Consider the following 26,911-nt stretch of genomic DNA (forward strand, 5'->3'; position numbering starts at 1 on the left):
CTCATGGGGGCCGCGGCCCCACGGTCACTCCACACGACGCGGACACCCGCGTGTCGTCCGCAGGTCGGCGCGCGTTAACCCGGGCGCCCCCTCTGCGTCGATCCTGGAGTGACCGCAGTGCCCGAACCCACGTCCCCCCGGCGGCGGACCGCCGCCCCGTTGCTCGTCCTCGCCGTCCTGGCGGCGGCCTTCACCGCGCAGGCCGCCGCCGCGCTGCGCCCCCATGTGCCGCTGCTGGTCGCCTCGACCGCCGTGTCCCTGGCCGTCGAGGCCGGGCTGTACCGGTGGCAGCCGGGGATGCTGTCGCTGTTCGCGAAGTCGCACGCGGACGTCACCGTCCGCCATGTGCTGCGCGATCTGCTGCTGGTGGTGGGGCTGCTGCGGCTCGGCGAGCAGCACCGGGAGACGCAGTACGCCCCGCTGGTCGCCGGGCTGCTCGCCTTCTACGCGCTGCACTGCACGGTCCAGGCGGCGTCCGTGCTGGTCCGCCGCACCCGGACGCTGCCCGTGCTGACCCGGAACATCGACGCCTCGGCGCTGCGCCTGTCCCCCGCCCCGGCCGCGCTGCTGCGCCGCCCCGGGCACCGGCTGCTGGTGTTCGGCCTGCCCGCCACGGCGGGACTGACGGCGACGGCGGTCACCGGGGACCCCCGCCACGGGGCGGCCGGGGTCGCGCTGGCCCTGCTGCTCACGTCGGCGGGCCTGTGCGCGCTGCTGCTTCGGCTGCTGCCCGGCCGGCGCCCGGCGGGCGAGCGGGAGGTGCTCGACTGGTTCGACGCCTGGCTGGCCGAGTACCGGCCGACGGTCGGCCTGTACTTCTCCGGCGGCCTCTCCTCCGCCTACCAGGCCAACATGTGGCTGGAGCCGCTGGCCGGGGTCGGCGGCCGGCCGCTGATCGTCCTGCGGGAGCGGTTCATGGTGCCGAGGCTCGCGGCGACCGACATCCCGGTGGTGTGCCTGCCGAAGGTGTCCACGCTGATGCGGCTGGAGCAGTCGACGCTGCAGGTGCTCATCCACCCGTCGAACTCGGGCAAGACCTCCCAGGTGCTGCGCATCCCCACGATCAAGCACACCTTCGTCAACCACGGGGAGAGCGACAAGCTGTCGTCGTGCAATCCGTACGCGAAGGCGTACGACGAGGTGTGGGTGGCAGGCCCCGCGGCGCGCGAGCGGTACGCGCTGGCCGAGGTGGGGGTCGAGGACAAGGACGTGGTGGAGATCGGCCGCCCCCAGCTGGACGCCGTACGCCCCTGCGCGGGTCCGCCCGCCGGGCCGTACACCACCGTGCTCTACGCGCCGACCTGGGAGGGCTGGGACGGCAACCCGGGCAACACCTCGCTGGTCGCGGCCGGCGAGAACCTGGTGCGGGCGCTGCTCGCCGACCCGGGGGTGCGGCTGCTGTACAAGCCGCACCCGCTGACCGGCTCGGTGGACCCCCGGGCGGGAGCGGCCGACCGGCGGGTGCGGGAGCTGATCCGGGCGGCGAACCGGGAGCGGTCCGCGCCGCGCCCCGCGCCGTCGGCGGAACTGGCCTCGCGCACCGCGGAGCTGGACCGGCTGACCACGGCCGCGTTCCGGGCGGGCGCGGACCAGGTCGAGCGGATGCTCGCGCAGTCCGCGCCGGAGCCGGGCCGGGCGGCGGCGGTGGCGCGGGCGACGGCGGCGTGGGAGGAGGCGTACTGGGCGTCGCTGCCCGAGGGGGAGCACCAGATCGTCACCGACGCCCGGCCGGACCTGTACGCCTGCTTCAACGTCGCCGACCTGCTGGTCAGCGATGTGTCGAGCGTGATCAGCGACTTCCTGGCGAGCGAGAAGCCGTACGCGGTGGCGAACACCAGCGGGCTGTCCGAGGAGGCGTTCCGGGCGGCGTTCCCGACGGTGGCGGCGGCGGCCGTGCTGACGCCGGACGCGGCCGGGGTGCCGGCCCTGCTGAGGTCCGTCCGCGATCCGCGCCAGGACGGACTCGCCGCCGCCCGGGCGGAGTTGAAGCGGCGTCTGCTGGGCCCCGCCAGTCCGCCGTCCCAGCTTCGCTTCGCGGCGGCCGTTCAGGCCCTGTGCGCGGCGGCACAGGAGCACAGAGCCCGTGCGGGCCACCGCCTGAGCGCCGACTTCCCCGGTCAGCGCCGGGAGGCCGCGGACGCGCCGGCGCCGGAGGCCGGCGGACCGCTCACGCCGCGGCGGCCTTTCCGCCCGGTGTGACGTCGCGGGACGGGGTCAGCAGGCGGCGGGCCTTGCGGGAGGCCCGGCGCAGTACGGACACCGGGCCGCCCGCGCGGTGCCCGGGGACGGACCGGGCCTCGCGCGGGGAGGCCAGGTACACGGCGTCGGGGATGCCCGCGGCGCGGTCGCGGAAGTGCGGGTAGGCGAGGTAGACGCGGCGGCCCCGCCGCTCCAGCAGGGCGGGCGGCCGCTCCTTGGACCGGACGAACCGCAGGACGTCCAGGAGGGGTTCCAGCCGCCGCTCGGCCACCAGGTGCAGCCGCAGTCGCTCCTCGACCTTGAGCAGACGGGCGAGGTCCGGGGTCCAGTGGGCGTCCATCAGCGGCCCCGCCAGCTCCAGTTTGCGCCGCCGGACCTCGTCGGAGTCCTTGAGGAACCGGGGGCCGAACTGGGGCAGCAGGGTGACCGTGAAGGGCCGCACCATCAGCAGGTCGCGGCGCGGGCCCTCGGGGACGAGGCGGGCGATCAGGTTCATCAGGGCGCGGGCGGAGTCGAACCGCAGGGCGTAGCCGCCGCTCTTGGTGACGTGCTTGCCGTCCTCGCGGCCCACCAGGTAGTAGCAGGTGTGGTCGGCGATCACGGAGACGCCGTCGGCCCGCAGATAGGCCTCCATGGTGAAGAGCGCGTCCTCGCCGGTGAACAGCGACTCGTCGAAGCGCATGCCGTGCCGGTCGAGTAACGCGCGGCGGAACAGCTTCTGCGCGCTGAGCGTGTACTTGATGTTCGAGGAGTAGACGTCGGTGCGCTCCAGCGTCCGGCCCCACATGGACTTCGGGGCGCCCCGGTTGACGCCCTCGATCCGGCCCAGCACGACGTCGGTGCCTGCCCGGTCGGCCATGCCGACCATGCGCTCCAGGGCCTCGGGTCCCAGCCGGTCGTCGGCGTCCAGGAAGAAGACGTAGCGCCCGGCGGCCTTGTCCAGGCCCACGTTGCGCGGGCCGCTGGGGCCGCCGGAGTTCTCCTGCCGGAGCACGGTGACCGGCATGGGCGCGCGGGCCGCGAACTCCTCCAGGCACTCCCCCGTGCCGTCGGTCGAGCCGTCGTCGACCGCGATGACCTCGACGCGCTCCGGATCGATGGTCTGCGCCTCCACGGAGGCCAAGCACTCGACCAGATACGGCATCGCCTCGTACGCGCCGATGATCACGGTGACATCAGGCTGCGCCACGGTCACTTTTCCCCCTCGTCACAGGATATTTCCCCCGTATCGCCTCATTCTCTCCCTGTTAGACGGGTGTTCGAGGTAGGGGGTTGCCTTGGAGGCACGCTTTAGTGGCTCACGTCACAGGGTCGCCGCCGCCTCGTCGGGGCATGCGAAAGGGCTCGGCCCCCGAGGAGCAACTCCTCGGGGGCCGAGCCCAGTTGGGACTTCCGGGGGTGGTCAGCCGGCGTCGACGCCGTCCGCCTCGCCGGCCGTCGACGTCCGCGGCACGGGCACCGCGTCCGCCAGCTCCACATCGGGGCCGCCGGCCGTGATCCGGGACTCCTGGCCGAGGTTGCGCGTCTCGGCCTTCAGCGCGAGCTGCGCGACGGCGGTGTTGAACTGGTCGATGGACTTCGGCTCGTCCGGGCCGAGCAGGTAGCGCTTGAGCTCCCCGCGGTCATCGGCCAGCGCGTCGGCGGCCGGGTCGCGGACCGCGTCGAGCAGCCCGCCCAGCTCGGCCGCGCCGTTCGAGAGGATCACCGCGGCCCGCACCGCCGTGTTCTGCCGCTTGAACTCCTCCGCGCCGAGTTCGGCGGAGTCCGTGACGGCGTACGGCTTGCCGCTGGCGATGAAGTCGGAGACCACGCTGGAGATGTCCGAGACCATCGCGTCGGAGACGTTGAAGCAGTCGTACAGGCGCGGCTCGGCGCCCGTGATGACGCGGTGCTCCCAGTCGGGGAAGGAACGCCAGTACGCGGTGTTCCACTCGGCGCGCAGCCGTGCGGTCTCCTCGTGCCGGGCCACGTCGGTCACGCCGTCGCGGCTGGTCTCGGCCTCGTCGCCCCTGTCGGTGCCGCCGGCCAGCTCGGCCAGCCGGGCCTCGATCCGCGCCAGCTCGGCCTTCGCGCCCGCCTGGGCGTCGGCGGTGAACCGCGGGTCGGCGGCGCGCTCGGCGGCGGACTTCTCGATCAGCGCGGTGATCCGCTGGTGGGCGGCCTTCGCCTGCGCGCTGCGGGTGCCGGTGAAGGGGTGCGGCTTGTACAGGACGCGCACCGCCGGGGCGGCCTCGACGAGCTTCCGCACGATGTTCTCGCCGGCCAGCAGGATCGAGGTGTTGCCGGGGTTGTCGTCCCAGCCCTCCCAGGTGGGCGCGTAGAGCACGGTCGGCATCCGGTCGCCGGGGACGCCCTTCCAGGTCTCGATCGGGGCCAGCTGCGGGCGGCCGACCTCGACGATGTCGTCGTCGCGGACGCCGACGTCGGCGATGGCGTAGCGGTCGCGGCCGGCGCGGCCGGCCGTCCACACCTCGTCGTAGACCTTGCTGTACGGGTTGACGCTGGCGAGCTTGTCGCTGTCGCCGTGGCCGATGAAGACGTGCTTCATGGTGGGCACGCGCAGCAGGTGGATGTTCTTGCCGACGTTCGCCGCGTACAGCGCCACGCGCACGGTGGACAGGTCCAGGTTCATCAGGTGCACCCCTCCGGGCACGCAGATGACGGGGACCGTGGTGGGCGCCAGGTTCTGGAGTATGGCCCGCTCGCGCAGGACGACCAGCGGACGGGTGTCCAGCTGCTCCATCGTCTCCAGCCACATGTTCACCTGGTAGGCGGAGTCCCGGGAGCCGGAGAAGTACAGCACGGTCTCCGGGCGGTACTCACGCAGCCAGTCGTCGACGGCGCCCAGCACCCGCTCGGCGTTCGGCGGGATCCTCCCGCTGCGCACGAAGGGCACCAGGGCGAGGACGTACGCCAGGCCCAGGCCCACCGTGATGCCGATGCCGGTGTAGCCGACGGCGGCCGACTCCAGCGCGGCGCCGACGAGTATGCCGGCGACCGCCGCGAGGTCCAGGTGGAGCATCTTCTCCGCGGCGCGGTGCAGCAGCACGCGCGGCGGCGCGTCCGGGATCCGGATGCGGGAGGCCAGGTCGATGTTGCGGGTGGCGACCGGCATCCGGCGGCGGTTGCGGATCAGCGTGGTGAGCGCGCCGTGCGGGGCCTGAAGACCGTAGAAGGCGATGAAGCAGGCGATCGCCCCGTAGTAGATCAGGTTGTCCGCGAGGGACAGGCGGGCCAGCAGCAGGATCAGCAGCAGCTGCCGGATCAGGAAGCGGATCGACAGACCGGCCCGCACCTTGCTGAGGCGGCTGACCAGGTAGCTGCCCCTGCGGTGCAGATAGTGGTCCGACAGGTACGTCACGGCGGCGGCGGCCGCGAACGCGGGAATGCTCGGGACCAGCGCGGCCAGCATGAGGCAGGGGTAGCCCAGCATCATGAGGACCGCCGCGGCCAGCTCGGCCGCGCTGCCCACGCGGGCGACGCGAATGGCTGTGGATATCACGGAGAACCTGCTCTTGGAGGGGGGTGCCGGTTTTGTTCCTGTGGGTAATGCCTGGGGGTAATGCGAGAGGTACGGATTCAGGCCCCCGCGAAGCCCCGTTCCTGAACTGCGTTAACGGGAGACCGCAGAGGCCTGAATTACCGGAGACTAATTGACCTTGATTATTACACGCCGTCCTGACGGTCCAACACCGACGCCAGCGCCTGCTCGAACCCGGTGGCCCGCGCCGCACCCGCCGTCGGGTCCTGCTGCCGCACGTCGATGACATGACCGGTGAGCTCGGACAACAGCACGTCGAGGGAGGTCCGGGCCACCGCCTCGGAGGAGAGCAGGCTGCCCGCCGGCTCCTGCCCGAAGGCCTTGGTGCGCATCGGCGTGGCGGTGCGCTCCGGGTTGATGCAGTTCACCCGGACGCCGTCACCCGCCCACTCGTCGGACAGCGCCTGGGTGAGGTTGACCATCGCGGCCTTGGTCGAGGAGTACAGGCTGTACTCGGCGCGCCCGCGGGTGTAGCTGCTGGACGTGTAGAGCAGCAGCTGGCCCTTGCTCTCGGCGAGGTACTTGTAGGCCGAGCGGGCGATCTGCACCGGCGCCAGGTAGTTGACCTTCAGCGCCTCCTCGATGGTGGCGTTGTCGGTCTCGGCGAGCTTGCCGATGCGCAGCACGCCCGCGGTGTTGACGACGTAGTCGATGCGGCCGGTCTCGCCGTACGCCTTGGACAGCGCGTCGTCGACCTCCTCCGGGTTCTCCACGTGGGTGCCGGTGGTGGAGCGGCCCAGCGCGTAGACGGTCGCGCCGTAGGACTCGGCGAGCTGGGCGATGTCCTGGCCGATGCCGTAGGAACCGCCGAAGACCACCATCGTCTTGCCGGTGAGCAGTTCGCGGTAGGCCTCCTCGGAGACCTGCTCGGGCGTGGCGGTGGAGGCCAGCTGGAAGAGCTTGTCGGCGATGAAGACGTCGACCGGCTGAGTGACCTTCATGTTGTACTCGTCACCCGCGACGACGTGGATCGGCACGTCCGGCAGGTACTTGAGCACGACCGAGCAGTCGTCCGTGGCCTGGAAGTTGGGGTCGTTCGCGGCGACCTCGTAGGCGCGGCGGATGGTGGACAGCTTGAAGGCCTGCGGGGTCTGGCCGCGGCGCAGCCGGGAGCGGTCCGGGATCTCGGTGATGAACTCGCCGTCCTCGCCGTGCGTGCGCGTGACGATGATGGTGTCCGCGGACGGGATGGCCACGTCGACGGCCTGGAAGCGCTCCAGCGCGGTCACGCAGTCGTCGATGACGCGCTGCGACAGCAGGGGGCGCACGGCGTCGTGGAAGAGGACGTTGCGGTCCTCGCCCTCGGCCAGGCCCTCACCGAGCGCGGCGATGGCCCGCTCGGTGGTCTCGTTGCGGGTGGAGCCGCCCTCGATGACCTTGGTGACCTTGGTGAACCCGGCCTTGGCGACGATCTTCTCGATGTCGGGCACGTACCCCGGCGCCATCAGCACGATGATGTCGTCGATCGAGTCGGCCTTCTCGAAGGTGGCCAGCGTGTGCTCGATGACTGCCTTGCCGGCGATCTTCAGCAGCTGCTTGGGGATCGACAGACCCACCCGCTGACCGGTACCGCCGGCCAGGATCACTGCGGTGGTACGGGGCTTGGCTATGCGCTGGGACACAGGTGACCTACCTTGGGGCGACAGGGAACTTCGAAATGGTCCCACTTGTGGTTACCGCAGTGCAAGGTGAGCGACCTCCGCCGCATATGTGCGCGCAACCTCTCATTCACCTAGGACTCCTGGTGCCCCGTGAGGGTTCCAGGGACGTCCCGTGAATTGTTGTGAGTAACTCCACAGGAGTTGTCCCATTGCCGTGCGTGACGGAGGGGACACCCCGGGCTCGCCCGGCGGTGACCTGGGACCTTCACGAGTTCCTTCGACGATGTCCGGTGAACGGTACGCCCTTTGCCGGCGCCGTTCGCCGCGGCGTCCCCCGTGGGCGTCCGCGGCAGGGCCCGGACGGCCCCGGGGCGGCGGCGCCGGACCTGCGGGGAACCGTCGCGGGGTGCGTTTCTTCACGTCCCGCCGGGCGGGGCTGCACGGGTTCTCCATATGCGCGGGCGGGCCGCGCCGGACACGTCTCGAATAGAGCTCCTCCGGAAGCCCATTGCCGGGGAATTCCTTATGGGGATTACGCGGCAATTCGGTCCCGGCACGGGCAGGGAAACGGTTCGCCGCCCCGGTTCGCCGCCCCGGTTCGCGCGGGCGCACGGGGGCGGACGAGGAGCCCGGGACCCTTGCGGGTGCGCCGGGCTCCCCCGTCGTGCGGCGGGTCAGACGAGGTGCACTCCGGGGCGGCCGGCCTCGACCCGCAGGCTCGCCAGGGTGCTCGGCGTGGCCCGCGGCCGCAGCACCGTGTCCACCACCCGCACCCGCGCGTCGATGCCGTCGCGGCGGATGTCGAACAGGTGGTAGCCCCGGTGCGCGTCGAGCAGCTTCCAGTGCGGGTTGTCCGCGCGCCGCGGGTCCCACTGCGCGCGGAAGGCGGCCTGGTCCTGGTCGCCGTTGCTGGAGATGGAGGTGCCGACGAACTCGGCGCCCACGACGGCCGAACCGGGGTCGGCGAAGTCCGCCTTGAGGTCGCTGATCATCGTCAGATGACGGTCGCCGGTGAGGACGACGGGGTTGCTGACCCGGCGGAACTCCTGGAGCAGCGCGTTGCGTTCCGCCTGGTAGCCGTCCCAGGCGTCGTAGAACCAGAGCTTGCCCTCGCCGACCTGGAGGTCGGTCTCGGCCATCATGATCTGGGAGGCGATCAGGTTCCAGCGGGCGGGCGAGTGGCGCAGCCCGTCGACCAGCCAGCGCTTCTGCGCGGCTCCGAGCATGGTCAGCGCCGGGTCCTGGGCGCCCTCCTGGCTGGTGGCCTGGTCGCTGCGGTACTGCCGGGTGTCCAGCACGTTGAGCCGGGCGAGCCGGCCGAACTCCAGCCGGCGGTGCATCCGGATGTGCGGGCCGTCGGGGACGGCGGTGGCGCGCACCGGCATGTGCTCGTAGTACGCCTGGTAGGCCGCCGTGAGCCGGGCGACGAAGGCGTCGTGCGCCTGCTTGCCGGGGTCCTGCGGGATCTCGCCGGCGAAGTCGTTGTCGACCTCGTGGTCGTCGAAGGTGACCACGAAGGGGGCGTTGGCGTGCATCTCCGCGAGGTCGGGGTCGGAGCGGTACTGCGCGTACCGGTTGCGGTACTGGGTGAGGCCGTACGGCTCGCCGCTGCCCTCGTGACGCCGTACGGCGGTGGCCGAGGGCGTGGACTCGTAGATGTAGTCGCCGACGAACACCACGACGTCCGGGTCCTGGTCCAGCATGTCGGCGTACGGGGTGAAGTAGCCGTGCTGCCAGTTCTGGCAGGAGGCGAGCGCGACCCTCAGGCTCCCGCCGGGGCTGTGCGCGGCGGGAGCGGTGCGGGTGCGGCCCACGCGCGAGAGCTGCCCGCCGGCCCGGAAGCGGAACCAGTACGCCGTGTCCGGGCGCAGCCCGCGTACGTCCACGTGGACGCTGTGCCCGTACGTGGGCCGGGCCCGGGTGGTGCCCCGGCGGACCACCTTCCTGAAGCGGGCGTCCCGGGCGATCTGCCACTCCACGGGAACGTCGCGGTCGGGCATACCGCCGCCGTTCAGCGGGTCCGGGGCGAGCCGGGTCCACAGGACGATCCCGTCGGGCAGCGGGTCGCCGGAGGCGACGCCGAGGCTGAACACGCCGTCGGGGAGCGGTCTTTCGGCGGCCCGGGCGGTGGCCGGCAGCCACAGCTGGGCGGAGGCGGCGGCGCCGAGCACGGCGGCGCCGGCGGTCAGAACACGGCGGCGGTCGGGCTGAACTGCTCCGGTCATCGGCGAACTCCCCTGCCTCGTGTGGCGCTCGGACACTGGGAAGCTCGCGGTCCGGTCGGTCCGCCCGCTGAACTCCACGGTGCGCGTGCATGACAAGCAGGGAGACAACGGGAAACCCGCCGCGGCACGGGAACATCCCGTGGCCGCGACGGGTCCGTCAGGTGAGCGGCGGGCGACGGCGGTCGCCGCCGCCGGTGCGGTCGGCCGGTGCGGTCAGTCGGTGAAGGAGGCGCCCAGCTTCGCCCCGGCCGCCACCGTGCCGAGGGTGCCCACGCCGAAGGTCCCGGCGCTCCCCACCACGGTCGTCGGGGTGGAGCGGAAGTACCACACCGATCCGGCGCCGGAGTTCTCCCCCGGCGCGCCGACGGCGAGGTCGGCGCGTCCGTCGCCGTCGGTGTCGCCGAGGTGGACGGCGCCGCCGAACCTGTCGTCCTTCTCGGCGGTTCCGGGAACGGTCGCGGTGTTCTGGGTGACCGTCGTCGCGCCGGTGCCGGTGAGCCCGTTCGCGGTCCCGCGCAGGACGACGACGGCGCCTGCCCCGGACACGCTGCCGAGGTCCTCGCCGGGCACTCCGGTGACCACGTCCGGGTAGCCGTCGCCGTCGACGTCGCCGATGTGGACGTCGGTGCCGAAGCCGTCGCGGCTCTCCGCGGTGCCGGGCACTCCGGGCCGGTCCTGGTTGAGGAAGACCGCCCTGACCCCGTCGGGGCCCTTGGGGGTGCCGGGTATCCAGGCGACCCGGCCGCCCTTGACGAAGGGGTTGTCGAGGTCGCTGTCGTAGCCGTCCACGGCCCGTCCGACCACGATGTCGTCGTACCCGTCGGCGTTCACGTCGCCGACGTCGAGGTTCTCGCCGCCCTGCAGGCCGGCGCCGTCGATGTCGTAGACCAGGGTGAAGGGGTTCAGCGCGATGCGGTTGCCCAGCCAGTACACGACCCGGCGGGCGTCGTACTCGTCGCCGTCGTTCTCGGTGGCCACGATGTCGGTCAGGCCGTCGCCGTTGACGTCGCCGGCGGCGAGGTCGAGGACACGGCTGTCGTAGACGTCCTTCACCACCTGTTCGCCGCCCGCTCCGGCGCCGTCCCGGCCGAAGGGGCCCTTGAGGACGCGCAGGTCGTGCCGGTTCTCCACGGTCACGACATCCGGGCCGCCGTCGCCGTTGACGTCCCCTGCGGTGAGCCGGCCGGCCGAGCCGAGGCCGTCGTAGGTGTCGCGTCCCGACGCCAGTTTGGCGCCGCCGGACAACCCCTGGGGGCCGCCCCACAGCACCTCGACCAGCCCGGCGTCGACGCCTCCGTCGTCGGTGTCCTCGCCGCCGGCGCCGACGACGAGGTCCGCGTAGCCGTCCCGGTCGACGTCGGCGGTGGTGAGGGCGCTGCCGAACCCGTCGCCGGTCTCGACGCCGCCGGGCACGCCCGCGGTGTTCTGGTGGATCACCTGCCTGGACGAGGTGCGCAGCCCGTTCGCCGACCCGTACAGCACGGCGACGTACCCGGCGCCCTTCTTCCCACCGACGGTCGCGGTGGGCGCGGCCACGGCGAGGTCGGCGTATCCGTCGCCGTCGAAGTCGTCGCGCGGCTGCGCTGCGTCGGCGGCCGGCGCCTGCGGGGGTACGGCGTGGGCGCCGGGCGCCGCGAGGGCGCCGGCGACGACGAGCGCCACCCCGGTCGCGAGCGCGATCCGCAGGGGGCGGGTGAGGTTCCGGTGGTGCGGGGAGGACGCGGCCATGGGGGGTCCTGTCGTGGGAACGATCGGGTTGCCGCTCTCTACGACTCGCCGGAACACCCGTTGGTTGCCCGGGTGTTCACCGTGACCTCACCCGGCGTCACTCCGAGCTGAAGGGCTCGAAGCCGTCGTACTCCTGCTCGTGCTCGTCCCGCTCGGCCTGCCGGTCGCGCCGTCGCTGGGCGGCCGGGCGGGGCGCCTCGAAGCGGTGGTCCTCGCCGCGGCGGCCGAGCATCTCCGCGCCGGCCGTGACGGTCGGCTCCCAGTCGAAGACGACCGCGTTGTCCTCGGGTCCGATGGCGACGCCGTCACCGGAGCGGGCGCCGGCCTTCATCAGCTCCTGCTCGACACCGAGGCGGTTGAGCCGGTCGGCGAGGTAGCCGACGGCCTCGTCGTTGTTGAAGTCGGTCTGGCGGACCCAGCGTTCGGGCTTCTCGCCGCGCACCCGGAACAGGTCGTCCTCGCGGGTGACGGTGAACCCGGCGTCGTCCACGGCCTTGGGCCGGATGACGATCCGCGTCGCCTCCTCCTTCGGCCGTGCGGCGCGTGCCCGGGCCACCAGCTCGGCGAGCGCGAACGACAGCTCCTTGAGCCCCATGTGCGCGACGGCCGACACCTCGAGGACGCGGTAGCCGCGCTCCTCCAGGTCGGGGCGCACCAGCTCGGCGAGGTCCTTGCCGTCGGGGACGTCGATCTTGTTGAGGACGACGACCCGCGGACGGTTGTCGAGGCCGCCGTACTGCCGCAGCTCCTCCTCGATGATGTCGAGGTCGGAGAGCGGGTCGCGGTCGGACTCCAGCGTGGCGGTGTCCAGGACGTGCACGAGCACGCTGCACCGCTCGACGTGCCGCAGGAACTCCAGGCCGAGCCCCTTGCCCTGGCTGGCGCCGGGGATGAGGCCGGGCACGTCGGCGATGGTGTAGACGGTCGAGCCCGCGGTGACGACGCCGAGGTTCGGGACGAGGGTGGTGAAGGGGTAGTCGGCGATCTTCGGCTTGGCGGCACTGAGCACGGAGATCAGCGACGACTTGCCGGCGCTCGGGTACCCGACCAGCGCCACGTCGGCGACGGTCTTCAGCTCCAGGACGATGTCCTGGAGGTCGCCCGGCTCGCCGAGCAGCGCGAAACCGGGCGCCTTGCGGCGCGCGGAGGCCAGTGCGGCGTTGCCGAGCCCGCCGCGTCCGCCCTGGGCGGCGACGTACGCCGTCCCGTGCCCGACCAGGTCCGCGAGGACGTTGCCCGCCTTGTCGAGGACGACGGTGCCGTCCGGCACCGGCAGCACGAGGTCCTGCCCGTCCTTGCCGCTGCGGTTGCCGCCCTCGCCGGGCTTGCCGTTGGTGGCCTTGCGGTGCGGCGAGTGGTGGTAGTCGAGCAGGGTGGTGACGGACTGGTCGACGGTGAGGATCACGTCACCGCCGCGTCCGCCGTTCCCGCCGTCGGGTCCGCCGAGCGGCTTGAACTTCTCACGGTGGACGGAGGCACAGCCGTGGCCTCCGTTACCCGCGGCGACGTGCAGCTCGACGCGGTCCACGAAGGTGGTCATGGGATGTGCCTCCAGTTACTGCAGCGGAATGTCTCTTGGTCAACACGCGAAAGGCGGACCCACTTCCCACCTGGGAAGTGAGGTCCGCCTCGCGAAAGCTTCCGATCAGGCGACCGGAACGATGTTCACGACCTTGCGGCCACGGTGGGTGCCGAACTGCACCGCACCGGCCTGCAGCGCGAACAGCGTGTCGTCGCCGCCACGGCCGACGCCGGCGCCCGGGTGGAAGTGGGTGCCGCGCTGGCGGACCAGGATCTCGCCCGCGTTGACGGCCTGACCACCGAAGCGCTTCACGCCGAGGCGCTGAGCGTTGGAGTCACGACCGTTCCGGGTGGACGATGCGCCCTTCTTGTGTGCCATCTCTCCTCAGTCCCTTACTTCGCAGCCGCGGGGATCTCAGTGACCTTGATCGCCGTGTACTGCTGGCGGTGGCCCTGACGACGGCGGTAGCCGGTCTTGTTCTTGTAGCGCAGAATGTCGATCTTCTGGCCCTTGTGGTGGTCCACGACCTCGGCCTGGACCTTGATCCCGGCCAGCACCCACGGGTCGCTGGTCACGGCGTCGCCGTCGACCACGAGCAGGGTCGAGAGCTCGACCGTGTCGCCGACCTTGGCGGTGGAAATCTTGTCAACCTCAACGATGTCACCGACAGCAACCTTGTGCTGGCGGCCACCGCTGCGCACGATGGCGTACACGCGGATCTCACTCTCACTCGAAGAACGGCACCCCCGCAGGCCAGCCGCCCGGCGATGAACACGGACGACCTCTCCCAGGCACCGCGGCACCCGGAAGGAAGAGGTTTACGGGGATGTGGCGGCCCCGATGGACACGCCGACGGTCAAGGTTACGGGGCCGCCGCTCGACTGGTCAAACCGGGCCCACGGGGGCGCGCCGCCCGGGCGGCTCAGCGGCCGAGGCCCTCCCGGTAGGACACGCACGCCTCGTACGAGGGCAGCAGGCCCCGCTCCCGGGCCTGGGCCAGGGTGGGGGCCTGCTCGTCCTTGGCGGAGAGCAGCGGGGTGAGGTCCTCGGGCCACTCGATGCCCAGGGCCGGGTCGAGCGGGTGGATGCCGTGCTCGCGCTCGGGTGCGTACCCCTCGGAGCAGAGGTAGACCACGGTGGCGTCGTCGGTGAGCGCCATGAAGCCGTGGCCGAGCCCCTCGGAGAGGTAGACGGCGTGGTGGTCGCGGTCGTCCAGGCGGACCGCCTCCCACTGCCCGAAGGCGGGCGAGCCGGTCCGGATGTCCACGATCACGTCGAGGACCGCGCCGCGCACGCACTTGACGTACTTGGCCTGGCCGGGGGGCACGTCCGCGAAGTGGATGCCGCGCAGCGTGCCCCGGCTGGAGACCGACATGTTGGCCTGGGCGAGGGTGAGCGGATGGCCGGCCGCCTCGGTGAAGACCGGGGCCTTGAACCACTCGTGGAAGCTGCCCCGGCCGTCGGGGAAGATCTTCGGCTCGTGCACCCAGGCACCGGGCAGGGAAAGGGGTCGCATCGAAGGGGTCCTCAGCTCTTCTTCTTGTTCGTCAGGGCGCGATTCACCCGCCCGGGTCACGCCGGGTCCTCCTCCTCGTGGACCCGGCGGATCCGCGGGAACGCCTCGGCGAGGGCCGCGCGCCAGTCGCGCAGCGGCGCGACGCCGGCCGCGGCGAAGCGGTCGTGGCCGAGCACGCTGTACGCCGGGCGGGGGGCGGGGCGGACGAACGCCTCGCTGGTGGTGGGGTGGACCCGGTCCGGGTCGGCGCCGAGCAGGCGGAAGATCTCGCGGGTGAGGCCGTACCAGGTGGTCTCGCCGGAGCTGGTGCCGTGGTAGACGCCCGGCGGGGCGGTGCCGGCCAGCGCTCCGCGTCCCAGTGCGAGGAGCAGGCCGGCCAGGTCGGCGCTCCAGGTGGGCTGGCCGCGCTGGTCGTCCACCACGTCCAGTTTCTCGCGCTGTCCCTCCAGACGGATCATGGTGCGGACGAAGTTGGCGCCGCCGGTGCCGTACAGCCAGGCGGTGCGCACCACGTAGCCGCGGTCCGGGAGGGTGTTCAGCACGGCCCGCTCACCGGCCAGCTTGGTGCGGCCGTAGGCGCTGCGCGGGGCGGTGGGGGCGTCCTCGGCGTACGGGGCGGTGGCGTCGCCGGCGAAGACGTAGTCGGTGGAGACGTGCAGCAGGACGGCGCCGGTGCGGGCGCAGGCGTCCGCCAGACGGGCCGGTCCGTCCCCGTTGACGGCCAGTGCCTCGGCCTCACGGGTCTCGGCGTCGTCCACGGCCGTCCAGGCCGCGCAGTTGACGACCACGGCGGGCCGGTGGCGCTCCAGCGCCCGGCGGACGGCGGCGGCGTCCGTGAGGTCCAGCGCCGCCCGGTCCAGGGCGGTGGCCCGCTCCCCCGCCGCGGCCAGCCGGGCCAGCACGTCCTGGCCGAGCATCCCGCCCGCCCCGGTGACCAGCCAGCCGGCCGGGGCGTTCAGCTGTTCCGTTGTCGGGTTCATCCCTCTTCCTGTCCTCCGTACGGGGGTGGCGGGCGGGCCGCGTGCGGTGCGTCAGCCCAGCGCCGCGCGCTGCTTCAGCGGTTCCCACCAGTCGCGGTTGTCGCGGTACCACTGGACGGTCTCGGCGAGGCCCTGCTCGAAGCTCTTGCGGGGCTCGTAGCCGAGTTCCTCGCGGATCTTCGTGCAGTCGACGGAGTAGCGGCGGTCGTGGCCCTTGCGGTCCTCGACGTACTCGACGCTGGTGTCCCAGTCGGCGCCGCACGCCTCGAGCAGCAGGCCGGTGAGTTCCTTGTTGGAGAGTTCGGTGCCGCCGCCGATGTTGTAGATCTCGCCCGCGCGGCCCTTGGCGCGGACCAGTTCGATGCCCTGGACGTGGTCGTCGATGTGCAGCCAGTCGCGGACGTTGCCGCCGTCGCCGTACAGCGGGACCTTCCGGCCGTCGAGGAGCTGGGTGACGAAGAGGGGGATGACCTTCTCGGGGAAGTGGTGGTGCCCGTAGTTGTTGGAGCAGCGGGTGACGCGCACGTCGAGGCCGTGGGTGCGGTGGTAGGAGAGCGCGATCAGGTCGCTGGACGCCTTCGCCGAGGAGTAGGGCGAGTTGGGCTCCAGCGGGTGGGTCTCGGGCCAGGAGCCCTCGTCGATCGAGCCGTAGACCTCGTCGGTGGAGATGTGCACGAAGGTCGAGACGCCGGCCCGGTGCGCGGCGTCGACAAGGGTGTGGGTGCCGACCACGTTCGTGCGGACGAACTCCGCGCCGCCGTCGATCGACCGGTCGACGTGCGACTCGGCGGCGAAGTGCACCACCTGGTCGTGCTCGGCCATCAGCCCGCCGACCAGTTCCGGGTCGCAGATGTCGCCGCGCACGAAGGCGAACCCGGGGTGCCCGCGCACCTCGTCGAGGTTGGCCGGGTTGCCCGCGTAGGTCAGCTTGTCCAGGACGGTGACCTCGACGTCGCCGGGTCCCTCGGGGCCGAGCAGCGTGCGGACGTAGTGCGAGCCGATGAAGCCGGCGCCGCCGGTCACCAGGATCCGGACCGGGCGGGCGGAGGAGGCGGGGGCTGTCATGAGGAGATCTGCACCTTGCTGTGATCACCGAGCACGAGCCGGTGGGCCTTGGGGTTGCGGGGAGCGGGCGTGACCTCGACGTCGCGCCCGATGAGCGAGGCCTCCACCCGGCGCACGCCGGTCACGGACGAACCCCGCAGCACGATGGAGTACTCGATTTCGCTGTCCTCGATCCGGCAGCCCTCGGACACCGACGTGAAGGGGCCGATGTAGGCGTTGTCGACCACCGTACCGGCGCCGATGACCGCGGGTCCGACGATCCGGCTGCCGCTGACCCGGGCGCCCTCCTCGATGCGCACCCGGCCGATGATCTCGCTGGCCGCGTCCACCGTGCCGGCGCGGCCGGGCTCCAGGGTCTCCAGCACGGAACGGTTGACCTCCAGCATGTCGGTGACGTTGCCGGTGTCCTTCCAGTACCCGGAGATCGTGGTGGAGCGGACGTCGCGCTCCGCGTCGATCAGCCACTGCAGGGCGTGCGTGATCTCCAGCTCGCCGCGCCGGGACGGCGCGATGGAGCGGACGGCCTCGTGCACGGCCGGGGTGAACAGGTAGACGCCGACGAGGGCCAGGTCGCTCTTCGGCCGCTCCGGCTTCTCCTCCAGGCCCACCACCTGTCCGTCGGCGCCGAGTTCGGCGACGCCGAAGGCGGTCGGGTCGGGGACCTTGGTCAGCAGGATCCGCGCGTCGGGCCGCTCGGCGCGGAACTCCTCCACCAGGGCGGTGATGCCCCCGACGACGAAGTTGTCGCCGAGGTACATGACGAAGTCGTCGTCGCCGAGGAAGTCCCGGGCGATGAGTACGGCGTGGGCGAGCCCCAGGGGCGCTTCCTGGGGGATGTAGGTGACCTCGACGCCGAACCGGGAACCGTCCCCCACCGCCTCGCGGATCTCGTCCGCGGTGTCGCCGACGACGATCCCGACCTCGGTGATCCCGGCGTCGGCGATGGCCTCAAGGCCGTAGAAGAGGACCGGTTTGTTGGCGACCGGCACGAGCTGTTTGGCCGAGGTGTGGGTGATCGGACGGAGGCGGGTCCCCGCTCCCCCGGAAAGCACGAGAGCCTTCACGTGATGCGCCCCAATACTGTGAACCTGGACTGGAATTTACCCGTTTGTCTGGTTTCAGAATGGATCTTTGATCACATCCAACCATGTGTCAGGACCTTTGATTCACCCCTCATTCATACATTTGACCCCTCTCTGACCGTCGGGGGACGAAAAAAATGATCCGCCCCCGGCCGAGCCGGGGGCGGATCATCTGTACCGGGCGACGCGGAGGTCAGTCCTCCGTCGAGGCCGTCACCGACGACGACGGCTGCTGGGCCGCCGCCGCGGTCTTCTTCGACGCCGCCTTCTTCGCGGTCGTCTTGGTGGCGGCCGACTTGGTGGTCTTCGCCGCCGCCTTCTTGGCCGTCGTCTTCTTCGCGGCGGTCTTCTTGGCCGCCGTCTTCTTCACCGCGGCCTTCTTCGCCGTGGCCTTCTTGGCCGCCTTGCGGGCGGTCTTCCTGGCCGCGGCCGGCTCCTCGGCGGACTCCTGCGAGGGCTCCCCGGCAGTCTCCTGCGCGGGCTCCTCCGCAGGCGCCGTCTCCGCCGCCGCGGACGGGACGACCACCACGGCCGTGTCCTCGGACGCCGTCGACGTGCCCGCCTTGCGCACCGCGCGGCGACGCGGCCGGGCCGGGGCCTCGGCCTCGGCGGGCGCCTCGACCGGGGTCTCCTCCGGCTTCGGCGCCTCGGCGGCCGGCGCCTCGGCGACCGGGGGCGCGGGCTCCGCGACCGTCACCACCGCGGCCTCAGCTCCCGCCGGGGAACCGGCGGGCGCTGACACCTTGCGGGTGGCCCGGCGACGCGTACGGCCCTTGGGCGCGGCCTCCTCGGCGGCCGGCTCGGGAACCACCGCGTCCTCGACGGCGGCCGGCTCGGCCAGCGCCTCGGCGGCGGGCTCGGGCCGCACCGGACGCGCGATCTCCTCGGCGGCGGTCACGTCCTGCGCCGTCGGCGCCTCGGCCCTGTCGCCCTCCTCGGCTCCGCGCCGGCCGGCCCTGGCGGTCTCCCGCTTGGGCGCGCCCGCCGGGGCGGACGCACGCCGGCTCGCCCGGCGACGCGTGCGACCACGGGTGGCCGCCGCCTCCGCCTCGGCGGCGCTGCTGTACAGCTCCTCGTCCGGCACGAACTCGGGGGCCGGCAGCGCGACCGGCTCGGCGGCCTCGGCGGCGACCTCGGCCGCCGTCTCCGTCTCCGCCTCCTGCTCGGCCGTCTCGACGCCCGCGGCCTCGTGCTCGTGCGGCTGCTCCGCAGCGCCGGCCCGCGCCCGCTTCCGGCGCTTGCCGCCGCCACCGGCGGCGGCCGGCTGGTCGAGGTGCACGATGACACCGCGCCCGTTGCAGTGGACGCAGGTCTCCGAGAACGACTCCAGCAGACCCTGGCCGACCCGCTTGCGGGTCATCTGGACCAGGCCCAGCGAGGTCACCTCGGCGACCTGGTGCTTCGTACGGTCCCGGCCCAGGCACTCCAGCAGACGCCGCAGCACCAGGTCCCGGTTGGACTCCAGCACCATGTCGATGAAGTCGATGACGATGATGCCGCCGAGGTCGCGCAGCCGCAGCTGGCGCACGATCTCCTCGGCCGCCTCCAGGTTGTTCCTGGTGACCGTCTCCTCGAGGTTGCCGCCCTGTCCGGTGAACTTGCCGGTGTTGACGTCGACGACGATCATCGCCTCGGTCCGGTCGATCACCAGCGAACCGCCGCTGGGCAGCCAGACCTTGCGGTCCAGCGCCTTGGCGAGCTGCTCGTCGATCCGGTACGTGGCGAAGACGTCGACCTCGCTGGTCCACCGGGACAGCCGCTCGGCCAGGTCCGGCGCCACGTGCGACACGTACCCGTGGACGGTCTCCCACGCCTCGTCACCGCTGACGACGACCTTGGAGAAGTCCTCGTTGAAGATGTCCCGCACGACCCGGACGGTCATGTCCGGCTCGCCGTACAGCAGCGTCGGGGCGCTGCCGGCACCGTTCTTGGACTTCTTCTTGATCTCCTCCCACTGCGCCTGCAGCCGCTCGACGTCCCGGCGCAGCTCGTCCTCGCTCGCGCCCTCGGCGGCGGTGCGCACGATGACGCCCGCGTCCTCGGGGACGATCTTCTTGAGGATGGTCTTCAGCCGGGCCCGCTCGGTGTCGGGCAGCTTGCGGCTGATGCCGGTCATCGAGCCCTCGGGGACGTACACGAGGTAACGGCCCGGGAGGGACACCTGGCTGGTGAGGCGGGCGCCCTTGTGCCCGATCGGGTCCTTGGTGACCTGCACCAGGACCGACTGGCCCGACTTCAGCGCGGACTCGATACGGCGCGGGCCGTGACCCATGCCCAGCGCCTCGAAGTTGACCTCACCGGCGTAGAGCACGGCGTTGCGGCCCTTGCCGATGTCGATGAAGGCGGCCTCCATCGACGGCAGCACGTTCTGCACCTTGCCGAGGTAGACGTTCCCGACGTACGAGGTCGCCTGCTCCTTGTTGACGTAGTGCTCGACGAGCACCCCGTCCTCCAGGACGCCGATCTGCGTACGGTCGCCGTGCTGACGCACGACCATGACGCGCTCGACGGCCTCACGGCGGGCCAGGAACTCGGCCTCGGTGATGATCGGCACCCGGCGGCGGCCCTGCTCGCGGCCTTCGCGGCGGCGCTGCTTCTTCGCCTCCAGACGCGTGGAGCCCTTGATGGACTGCACCTCGTCCGACGGCTCGGACGCCTTGCGCGGCTCGCGCACCTTGACGACGGTGCGCTCGGGGTCGTCGGAGGCCGACTCGCCCTCACCACCGCTGTCACCGGCGCGGCGACGCCGGCGGCGACGGCGACGGCTGCTGCTGGACCCGGAGTCGTCGCGGCCCTCGTCCTCGGCGTCCTCGGCGTCCTCCTCGACCTGCTCGGCGGTGTCCTCGGCGTCCTGGGCGGCCTGCTCGGCGGAGGCGTCCGCGGAATCGCCGCCCTCGGCGTCGGACTCGGCGGAGTCACCGCGCCGGCGGCGACGGCCGCCGCGGCGACGGCGGCGGCGCGAACCGGCGCCCTCGCTGTCGTCATGGTCCTCGCCCTCGGCGTGGTCCTCGGCCTGCTCCTCGTCCTCCTCCGCCTCGTCCTCGGCGCGGGTCGCGGGGGCGGCCGCCTCGGGCTCGTCGCCCGCGCCACGGCGCCGGCGACGGCGGCGGGAGGCGGGCTGCTCCTGTACGAGCTCCCCGGCCTCCTCGGTCTCCTCGGTCTCCTCCGGTTCCGCCGGTCCGGTGACCTCGGCGGCCGCCTCGGCGGCGGCGCGCTCCGGGGTCTGGAAGCGGGGCTCGGCGAACACCGGCGCCTGGAACACGGCGACGGCCGGGCGCGCGGGGCGGCGCTTCGAGGTCTCCGCCTCCTCCGGTCCGTCGGACGCGGCGGGCTTGGTGGTCCGGGCGGGGCGCGCGGGCTCGGCGAAGCCGGCGGCGGCCTTGCGGACCACCCGGCGACGGCGGCGCGGGGCCTCGTCCTCGGCCTCCGGGGCCTCTTCGGCGGCGGGGGCGGGCTGCTCGGGCTCGGCGGCCGCGGCGGCCGGCTGCGCCTCGGCGGGCGCGGAGTCGGCCCGCGTGGCGCGGCGCCGGGTGCGGCGCGGAGCGGCGTCCTCGGCGACGGCCTCGGTGGTCTCCGCGGCGGCCTGGGGCGCCTCGGCGGCGGCCTCGGGGGCCGCGGCCTTCTCGGCCGTCCCGGCGGCCGGCTCCGGCGAGGTCACGGCGCGCGAGGCGCGGCGCCGGGTGCGGCGCGGAGCGGCGTCCTCGGAGGGGGCCTCGGCGACGGCCTCAGCCTTCGCGGGCGCCTCGGCGGCGGGGGCGGGCTGCTCGGGCTCGGCGGTCCCGGCGGCCGCGGCCGCCGTCGGTGACGTCACGCTGCGGGTCGCCCGGCGCCGGGCGCGGGGCGGGGCGGCGTCCTCGGGGACGGCGGGCTGCTCGGCGGCCGGAGCGCTCCCGGCCGGGGCCTGCGCGGCCGTGACGACGGTCTCGGCGGCCTCCGCCGACTCCGGTGCCCCGGCAGGCGCCGCGGCACGGCGCACCACACGACGGCGTCGCGGAGCGGCTGCCTCCGGGTCCTTCCCGGCCCCTGCGGCGGACTCCAGGGCCTCGGCCGGCTCCGCGGCCGGTATGGCCGGTGCGACGGTCTCCCCCGTCGCCCCGTCCGCCCCGGCGGGCGGGCCCGCCGGGCGTGAGGCGGCACGCCGCCGCCGTCGCGGCGGCAGGGTGTCGCTCGGAGTGTTCAGTTCGGAGCCCTCGGTGGGCTCGATCGGTTCGAGCATGCGGGCGTTTCTCCCGTCAGGCTCCCGGGCGCCGCACCTGGTCCGGCGAAGCCGGTGACGTCCGCGGCTCGCGCAGTGCGCGATCGCCGCCGTCCGGGGCGCGGGCGCCGCACGGGAGCACTCTGTGTCCTGTCTCGCCGGTTCCGTACACCGAATGCGCACGGCCTGGCGAAAGTCTTCTGGTGGGTGCGCTGCCCGACCCAGGTGGCTCCCGAGTTCGAGGGCGGCGCTTACGACGTCCGTCCCTTCGCGGGACCTTCCTTACGCCGGCACCGTCGCGGCGGCAGTGGCGCCGGCCGGTTGCGGCTCGGTCGCTGCTGCCTCGCGGTCGGGCGCGAGCGGGTCGGTCACCGTGCCGGTCTCTTCATCGAGCAGCCCCTGCGCCAGCCTGGTCACCGCTGCGGGGACCGGCGGCGCCAGGTCGGCCACGGCGCGGAGACCGGACAGGACGTCGTCGGGTCGTACGGCAGGCGTCACGTGCCGAACAACCAGCCGCAGTATCGCACAGGGCCGGTCGGTCGGCCTATCAGCCCGCGACGAGTCCGTTTCCGCGCTCTCCAGCTCCACGACCGCGGAACGGGCGTCGAAGGTGCGGACGCCGTTCTTGGTCCGGCGCTGGACCTCCACGGTCCCGGCCGCGTTGAAGGCGTCCACCGCACGGCGGGCGTCCTCGGGGCCGACGCCGTCCAGCCGCAGCTCCCACACGGAAGCCGTCAGCCGGTCGGCGAGACCCGACGTGCGGGCCTCGACCGCCTCCACGATGTCGAGCCCGGCGGGCATCGACTCGTCGAGGAGGGCCCGGAGCCGCTCGGGTTCGCGCGGCTCGGTGAGCGCGATCTCCAGGTATTCCGCCTCACTGCCCGTGCCGGTGGGTGCGGCATTGGCGTACGACACCTTCGGGTGCGGCGTGAACCCCGCCGAGTACGCCATCGGCACCTCGGCACGGCGCAGCGCACGCTCGAAGGCGCGCTGGAAGTCACGGTGGCTGGTGAACCGGAGGCGGCCGCGCTTGGTGTAACGCAGTCGGATGCGCTGCACCGCGGGTGCGGGCGGCGGGCCTTCGGGCTGTCGCTTGCCCAGTGTCGTTCAGTCCTTCGTGAGAGCGGTCGTACTGCTACCAAGAGTACGTGCCTCCGGGCCGGTAGGTTCCCGCCGGTGCGTGAACTGCGGTTTCCTCCCCGCACCCGCCGGTGCGCCGGCCGGTTCGCCGAGCAGCGCCCGCCGGATGCCCGCGCGGGTCTCCCGGACCGACGCGCGGGCGGCGGCGAGGGCCTGCCGGGTGGCCCGGCCCACCGCGCGGGCGGCCTCCGCGGCCGGCCGCAGCACCGCGTCGCGCACCACGTGCCCCACCGGCGTCAGCACGCTCCGGTACACCCGGCGCACCGGCTCCACGAACACCCACCGCAGCACGGTCCCGAGGAACCGCCCCACGGCGAGCGAGACGTGCCCCGCGATCCGCCAGGCATGCCCGAGGGCGTCCGCGACCTCCCGCGCGACGACGGCCAGCACCCGTCCCACGGGCACCAGCACCCACCGCCACACCGCGAGCGCGGGCAGCACCAGCAGGATCCGGGCGGTCCAGTACAACCCCCGGCCGACCCAGGAGACGACCGTCGCCACCAGCCGCGCCAGTCCCCCGGCGCACCAGGCGACCGCCCGCCCCACAGGGGTCAGCACCCACCGGTACAGCCACACCGACGGCACCACGACCAGACACCGCCCCAGCCACACCACCCCCGCCCACACCGCGCCCCCGACCGCGGCCAGCGCCCGCCCGACCGGCGTCAGCACCCGCGCGTACAGCCACCCGGCCGCGTGACCCAGGGGAACCAGCACATGACGGTGGAGCGCGACGGCCGGGAGGACCACCAGCACCCTCCCCAGCCAGGCCAGCGCCAGCCCCAGCGGCACGAGCACATACCGCCACAGTCCGACGAACGGCCACACGAACACCGCCCGCCCCATCCACAGCAGCGCCCGCCCCAGCGGCCGCAGCACCGTGTCGTTCAGAAAGCGCCCGGCGACCGCCAGCGCGTCCCACACCATCCGCACCGGCACGACCAGCACCAGCACCACGATCCGCACGGGGACGCGGACCGCCACGACGAGGCACCCCTCCCCCGCGGGCGCGGCGGCCGGCCGACCGGCCGGCTTCTCGAGATCCATGCCTACGGAGACGCAGCCGCGGCCCCTCCGGATCCCACGCGCATGACGGTGGTGACCTCATATGCTCAACGCCGACCGGAAAGGTGAATTCCGCAGCCTATACAAACCAATTGTCGCTCCGGCCGTTCACTCATTCGCCACGCATCCAAGGCAAACACCCGCCGTTAGTCGCTATATGACGAAGGCAAGCATGTCCGGGCCGGTCAGGCCCGACGGGGGGAATTCGTGGACATCCGTCCTCGCCGGCCGACGGACCGGGAGCGGCGAGGCCGTCTGACATGAATGACGAACGCTACGACCCTCTCGTCTACCCCGAGTACGCCCAGCCCATGGAACCCCCCGTCCCGTCCTGGGACCCGGCCGAGGAACTCGCCTATCTGCTCCAGGAGGCCCGCGGCGAGGAATACGCCGGCGTCTCCATGCCACAGCCCCGCGAAGAGACCTCGGTCACCACGCCCCCGGCCGGCAGCCCCATGGGCAACCTGCAGGACATCACGGCCGAACTGCCGCCCCTGCGCTCCGCGCCGCGCGGCCACCGCAAACCCCCGCGCAAACGCCCCGACGCCCTGCGCTCGGCCAGCTACGTCATCGCCGCCATGGCCGCAGTCACCGTGTCGATGGTGAGCGTCTTCAGCGGCGTCGTCACCTACGAGCCGCTGCTCCTCGTCACCACGGCCCACAGCACCGGCAGTTCCTCCGCGTGGTGGCCCATCCTCGTCTACGGCCCCTGGCTCGCGGGCACGTTGTCCATCCTCCGCGCGGCACTGCACCAACGACGCGCCCTGCACTCCTGGTTCGTCGTCCTCCTCTTCTCGTCCGTCGCGGTCCTGCTCTGCGTCGCCCAGGCCCCCCGGACCCTCACCGACACGGCCGCCGCGGCCCTCCCCGGGGTCGCCGCCCTGGCCTGCTTCCAGCAGCTCGTGCGCCAGATCACCCTGACCCGCCCGCCGCGCCGCACCACCGCCCCCCGCCACCGCGTCGCCCACTTCCGACACGACCTCCCCTGACCCCGCCCCACACGGAAGCCCCCCTCCACCGCAGGTGGAGGGGGCTTCGGCATACGCCGTCAGGAAGCGGACGCCGCGTTCTTGACCGTCAGCGGCAGCAGCTTCTTGCCGGTCGGGCCGATCTGGATGGAAGTGTCCATCTGCGGGCACACGCCGCAGTCGAAGCACGGGGTCCAGCGGCAGTCCTCGACCTCCGTCTCGTCGAGGGCGTCCTGCCAGTCCTCCCAGAGCCAGTCCTTGTCGAGGCCGGAGTCGAGGTGGTCCCAGGGGAGGACCTCCTCGTAGGTGCGCTCGCGGGTGGTGTACCAGTCGACGTCCACGCCGAACTGCACCAGGGCCTTGTCGGCGCAGTCCATCCAGCGGTCGTAGGAGAAGTGCTCGCGCCAGCCGTCGAAGCGGCCGCCGTCCTCGTAGACCGCGCGGATGACCGCGCCGATGCGGCGGTCGCCGCGGGAGAGCAGGCCCTCGACGATGCCGGGCTTGCCGTCGTGGTAGCGGAAGCCGATGGAACGCCCGTACTTCTTGTCGCCGCGGATCTTGTCGCGGAGCTTGGTGAGGCGCTCGTCCGTCTGCTCGGCGGAGAGCTGCGGGGCCCACTGGAAGGGGGTGTGCGGCTTGGGGACGAAACCGCCGATGGAGACCGTGCAGCGGATGTCGTTGGAGCCGGAGACCTCGCGGCCCTTGGCGATCACCCGGGTGGCCATGTCGGCGATCTGGAGGACGTCGTCGTCGGTCTCGGTGGGCAGGCCGCACATGAAGTACAGCTTCACCTGGCGCCAGCCGTTGCCGTAGGCGGTGGCGACGGTGCGGATCAGGTCGTCCTCGGAGACCATCTTGTTGATGACCTTGCGGATGCGCTCCGAGCCGCCCTCCGGGGCGAAGGTCAGGCCCGAGCGACGGCCGTTGCGGGTCAGCTCGTTGGCCAGGTCGATGTTGAAGGCGTCGACGCGGGTGGAGGGCAGGGAGAGGCCGATCTTGTCCTCTTCGTAGCGGTCGGCGAGGCCCTTGGCGATGTCGCCGATCTCCGAGTGGTCGGCGGAGGAGAGCGAGAGCAGGCCGACCTCTTCGAAGCCGGTCGCCTTCAGGCCCTTGTCGACCATGTCGCCGATGCCGGTGATGGAGCGCTCGCGGACCGGGCGGGTGATCATGCCGGCCTGGCAGAAGCGGCAGCCGCGGGTGCAGCCGCGGAAGATCTCCACGGACATCCGCTCGTGGACCGTCTCGGCGAGCGGGACGAGGGGCTGCTTGGGGTAGGGCCACTCGTCGAGGTCCATCACCGTGTGCTTGGAGACCCGCCACGGGACGCCCGACCTGTTGGGCACGACACGGGCGATACGGCCGTCGGGGAGGTACTCGACGTCGTAGAAGCCGGGGACGTACACCCCGCCGGTCTTCGCCAGGCGGAGGAGGAGTTCCTCGCGGCCGCCGGGGCGGCCCTCCTCCTTCCAGGCGCGGACGATCCGCGTGATCTCGAGGACGGCCTGTTCGCCGTCGCCGATGACCGCGCAGTCGATGAAGTCCGCGATCGGCTCGGGGTTGAAGGCGGCGTGGCCGCCGGCCACGACGACCGGGTCGTCGAGGCCGCGGTCCTTGGCCTCCAGGGGGATGCCGGCCAGGTCGAGGGCGGTGAGCATGTTGGTGTAGCCGAGCTCGGTGGAGAAGCTCAGGCCGAACACGTCGAAGGCCTTGACCGGGCGGTGGCTGTCCACGGTGAACTGGGGGACGTGGTGCTCCCGCATCAGCTCCTCGAGGTCCGGCCAGACGCTGTAGGTGCGCTCGGCGAGGACGCCGTCCTGCTCGTTGAGGACCTCGTAGAGGATCATGACGCCCTGGTTGGGCAGTCCGACCTCGTAGGCGTCGGGGTACATGAGCGCCCAGCGGACGTCGCAGCTCTCCCACGGCTTGACCGTGGAGTTGAGCTCTCCGCCGACGTACTGGATCGGCTTCTGCACATGCGGGAGCAGAGCTTCGAGCTGCGGGAACACAGACTCGGCGGCTTCGGCAGGCATCTCGCGAACCTTTGTGTGCTGAGTGGGGTGACCATTCAGCGTAACGCGGCCGGA

General features: G+C 72.6%; 18 protein-coding genes. 2 read left to right on the top strand and 16 right to left on the bottom strand.

All coding sequences use genetic code 11. From position 1 onward, the window contains the following. The first annotated feature begins 117 nt into the window (after positions 1-117). On the top strand, positions 118-2,199 hold the full coding sequence (locus CNQ36_RS11825; RefSeq protein WP_121545958.1) for a hypothetical protein: 2,082 nt from the start codon (positions 118-120) through the stop codon (positions 2,197-2,199). Here the strand turns inward: CNQ36_RS11825 and CNQ36_RS11830 are convergent. From CNQ36_RS11830 to CNQ36_RS11900, 15 genes are all read right to left on the bottom strand, one after another. After that, the gene (locus CNQ36_RS11830) at positions 2,168-3,394 is read right to left on the bottom strand and encodes a glycosyltransferase family 2 protein (RefSeq protein ID WP_121545959.1); all 1,227 of its coding nucleotides are present in this window, start codon (positions 3,392-3,394) and stop codon (positions 2,168-2,170) included. The two genes, CNQ36_RS11825 and CNQ36_RS11830, sit on opposite strands and share 32 nt — an antisense overlap. Before the next feature lie 207 nt (positions 3,395-3,601). Continuing rightward, the gene (locus CNQ36_RS11835; protein ID WP_121545960.1) at positions 3,602-5,671 is read right to left on the bottom strand and encodes a hypothetical protein; all 2,070 of its coding nucleotides are present in this window, start codon (positions 5,669-5,671) and stop codon (positions 3,602-3,604) included. Between the two features lie 194 nt (positions 5,672-5,865). Beyond that, on the bottom strand, positions 5,866-7,362 hold the full coding sequence (locus CNQ36_RS11840; protein ID WP_121545961.1) for a bifunctional cytidylyltransferase/SDR family oxidoreductase: 1,497 nt from the start codon (positions 7,360-7,362) through the stop codon (positions 5,866-5,868). Between the two features lie 653 nt (positions 7,363-8,015). Next, positions 8,016-9,566, bottom strand: coding sequence for an alkaline phosphatase D family protein (locus CNQ36_RS11845; RefSeq protein WP_121545962.1), 1,551 nt, complete (start codon positions 9,564-9,566; stop codon positions 8,016-8,018). A 213-nt stretch (positions 9,567-9,779) separates the two neighbouring features. Next, positions 9,780-11,294, bottom strand: coding sequence for an FG-GAP-like repeat-containing protein (locus tag CNQ36_RS11850; protein WP_121545963.1), 1,515 nt, complete (start codon positions 11,292-11,294; stop codon positions 9,780-9,782). A 97-nt stretch (positions 11,295-11,391) separates the two neighbouring features. After that, positions 11,392-12,834, bottom strand: coding sequence for a GTPase ObgE (gene obgE, locus CNQ36_RS11855; RefSeq protein WP_004931422.1), 1,443 nt, complete (start codon positions 12,832-12,834; stop codon positions 11,392-11,394). A gap of 105 nt (positions 12,835-12,939) precedes the next feature. Continuing rightward, the gene (gene rpmA, locus CNQ36_RS11860; protein ID WP_003976205.1) at positions 12,940-13,194 is read right to left on the bottom strand and encodes a 50S ribosomal protein L27; all 255 of its coding nucleotides are present in this window, start codon (positions 13,192-13,194) and stop codon (positions 12,940-12,942) included. Between the two features lie 14 nt (positions 13,195-13,208). Continuing rightward, positions 13,209-13,529 (bottom strand): 50S ribosomal protein L21, encoded by a 321-nt coding sequence (rplU, locus tag CNQ36_RS11865; protein WP_004931419.1) that lies wholly within the window; start codon positions 13,527-13,529, stop codon positions 13,209-13,211. 209 nt (positions 13,530-13,738) lie between these two features. Further along, complete coding sequence (gene rfbC / locus CNQ36_RS11870) at positions 13,739-14,332, bottom strand: dTDP-4-dehydrorhamnose 3,5-epimerase (protein WP_121545964.1); 594 nt, start codon at positions 14,330-14,332, stop codon at positions 13,739-13,741. Positions 14,333-14,388: 56 nt separating this feature from the next. Continuing rightward, positions 14,389-15,312: a dTDP-4-dehydrorhamnose reductase gene (gene rfbD / locus CNQ36_RS11875; RefSeq protein WP_121545965.1), complete on the bottom strand. Its 924-nt coding sequence runs from the start codon at positions 15,310-15,312 to the stop codon at positions 14,389-14,391. Positions 15,313-15,363: 51 nt separating this feature from the next. Beyond that, complete coding sequence (gene rfbB / locus CNQ36_RS11880; RefSeq protein ID WP_121545966.1) at positions 15,364-16,377, bottom strand: dTDP-glucose 4,6-dehydratase; 1,014 nt, start codon at positions 16,375-16,377, stop codon at positions 15,364-15,366. Continuing rightward, positions 16,374-17,441, bottom strand: a complete 1,068-nt coding sequence (locus CNQ36_RS11885) for a glucose-1-phosphate thymidylyltransferase (protein WP_004931393.1) — start codon at positions 17,439-17,441, stop codon at positions 16,374-16,376. The genes rfbB and CNQ36_RS11885 overlap by 4 nt, the downstream gene beginning before the upstream one ends. 211 nt (positions 17,442-17,652) lie before the next feature. Continuing rightward, the gene (locus CNQ36_RS11890; RefSeq protein ID WP_121545967.1) at positions 17,653-21,675 is read right to left on the bottom strand and encodes an Rne/Rng family ribonuclease; all 4,023 of its coding nucleotides are present in this window, start codon (positions 21,673-21,675) and stop codon (positions 17,653-17,655) included. 261 nt (positions 21,676-21,936) lie between these two features. Continuing rightward, complete coding sequence (locus tag CNQ36_RS11895; protein WP_004931388.1) at positions 21,937-22,713, bottom strand: TIGR03936 family radical SAM-associated protein; 777 nt, start codon at positions 22,711-22,713, stop codon at positions 21,937-21,939. Between the two features lie 48 nt (positions 22,714-22,761). Beyond that, positions 22,762-23,841, bottom strand: a complete 1,080-nt coding sequence (locus CNQ36_RS11900) for a hypothetical protein (protein WP_121545968.1) — start codon at positions 23,839-23,841, stop codon at positions 22,762-22,764. A gap of 278 nt (positions 23,842-24,119) precedes the next feature. On the opposite strand from CNQ36_RS11900, the gene CNQ36_RS11905 reads away from it, so the two are divergent. Then, on the top strand, positions 24,120-24,848 hold the full coding sequence (locus CNQ36_RS11905; protein WP_121545969.1) for a DUF2637 domain-containing protein: 729 nt from the start codon (positions 24,120-24,122) through the stop codon (positions 24,846-24,848). A 59-nt stretch (positions 24,849-24,907) separates the two neighbouring features. On the opposite strand, the gene CNQ36_RS11910 is transcribed toward CNQ36_RS11905, so the two are convergent. Then, entirely contained in the window at positions 24,908-26,857 is a 1,950-nt protein-coding gene (locus tag CNQ36_RS11910) for a TIGR03960 family B12-binding radical SAM protein (protein WP_040907211.1), read from the bottom strand. Positions 26,858-26,911 lie beyond the last annotated feature (54 nt).

The organism is Streptomyces fungicidicus, assembly GCF_003665435.1.
Taxonomy (GTDB): domain Bacteria; phylum Actinomycetota; class Actinomycetes; order Streptomycetales; family Streptomycetaceae; genus Streptomyces; species Streptomyces fungicidicus.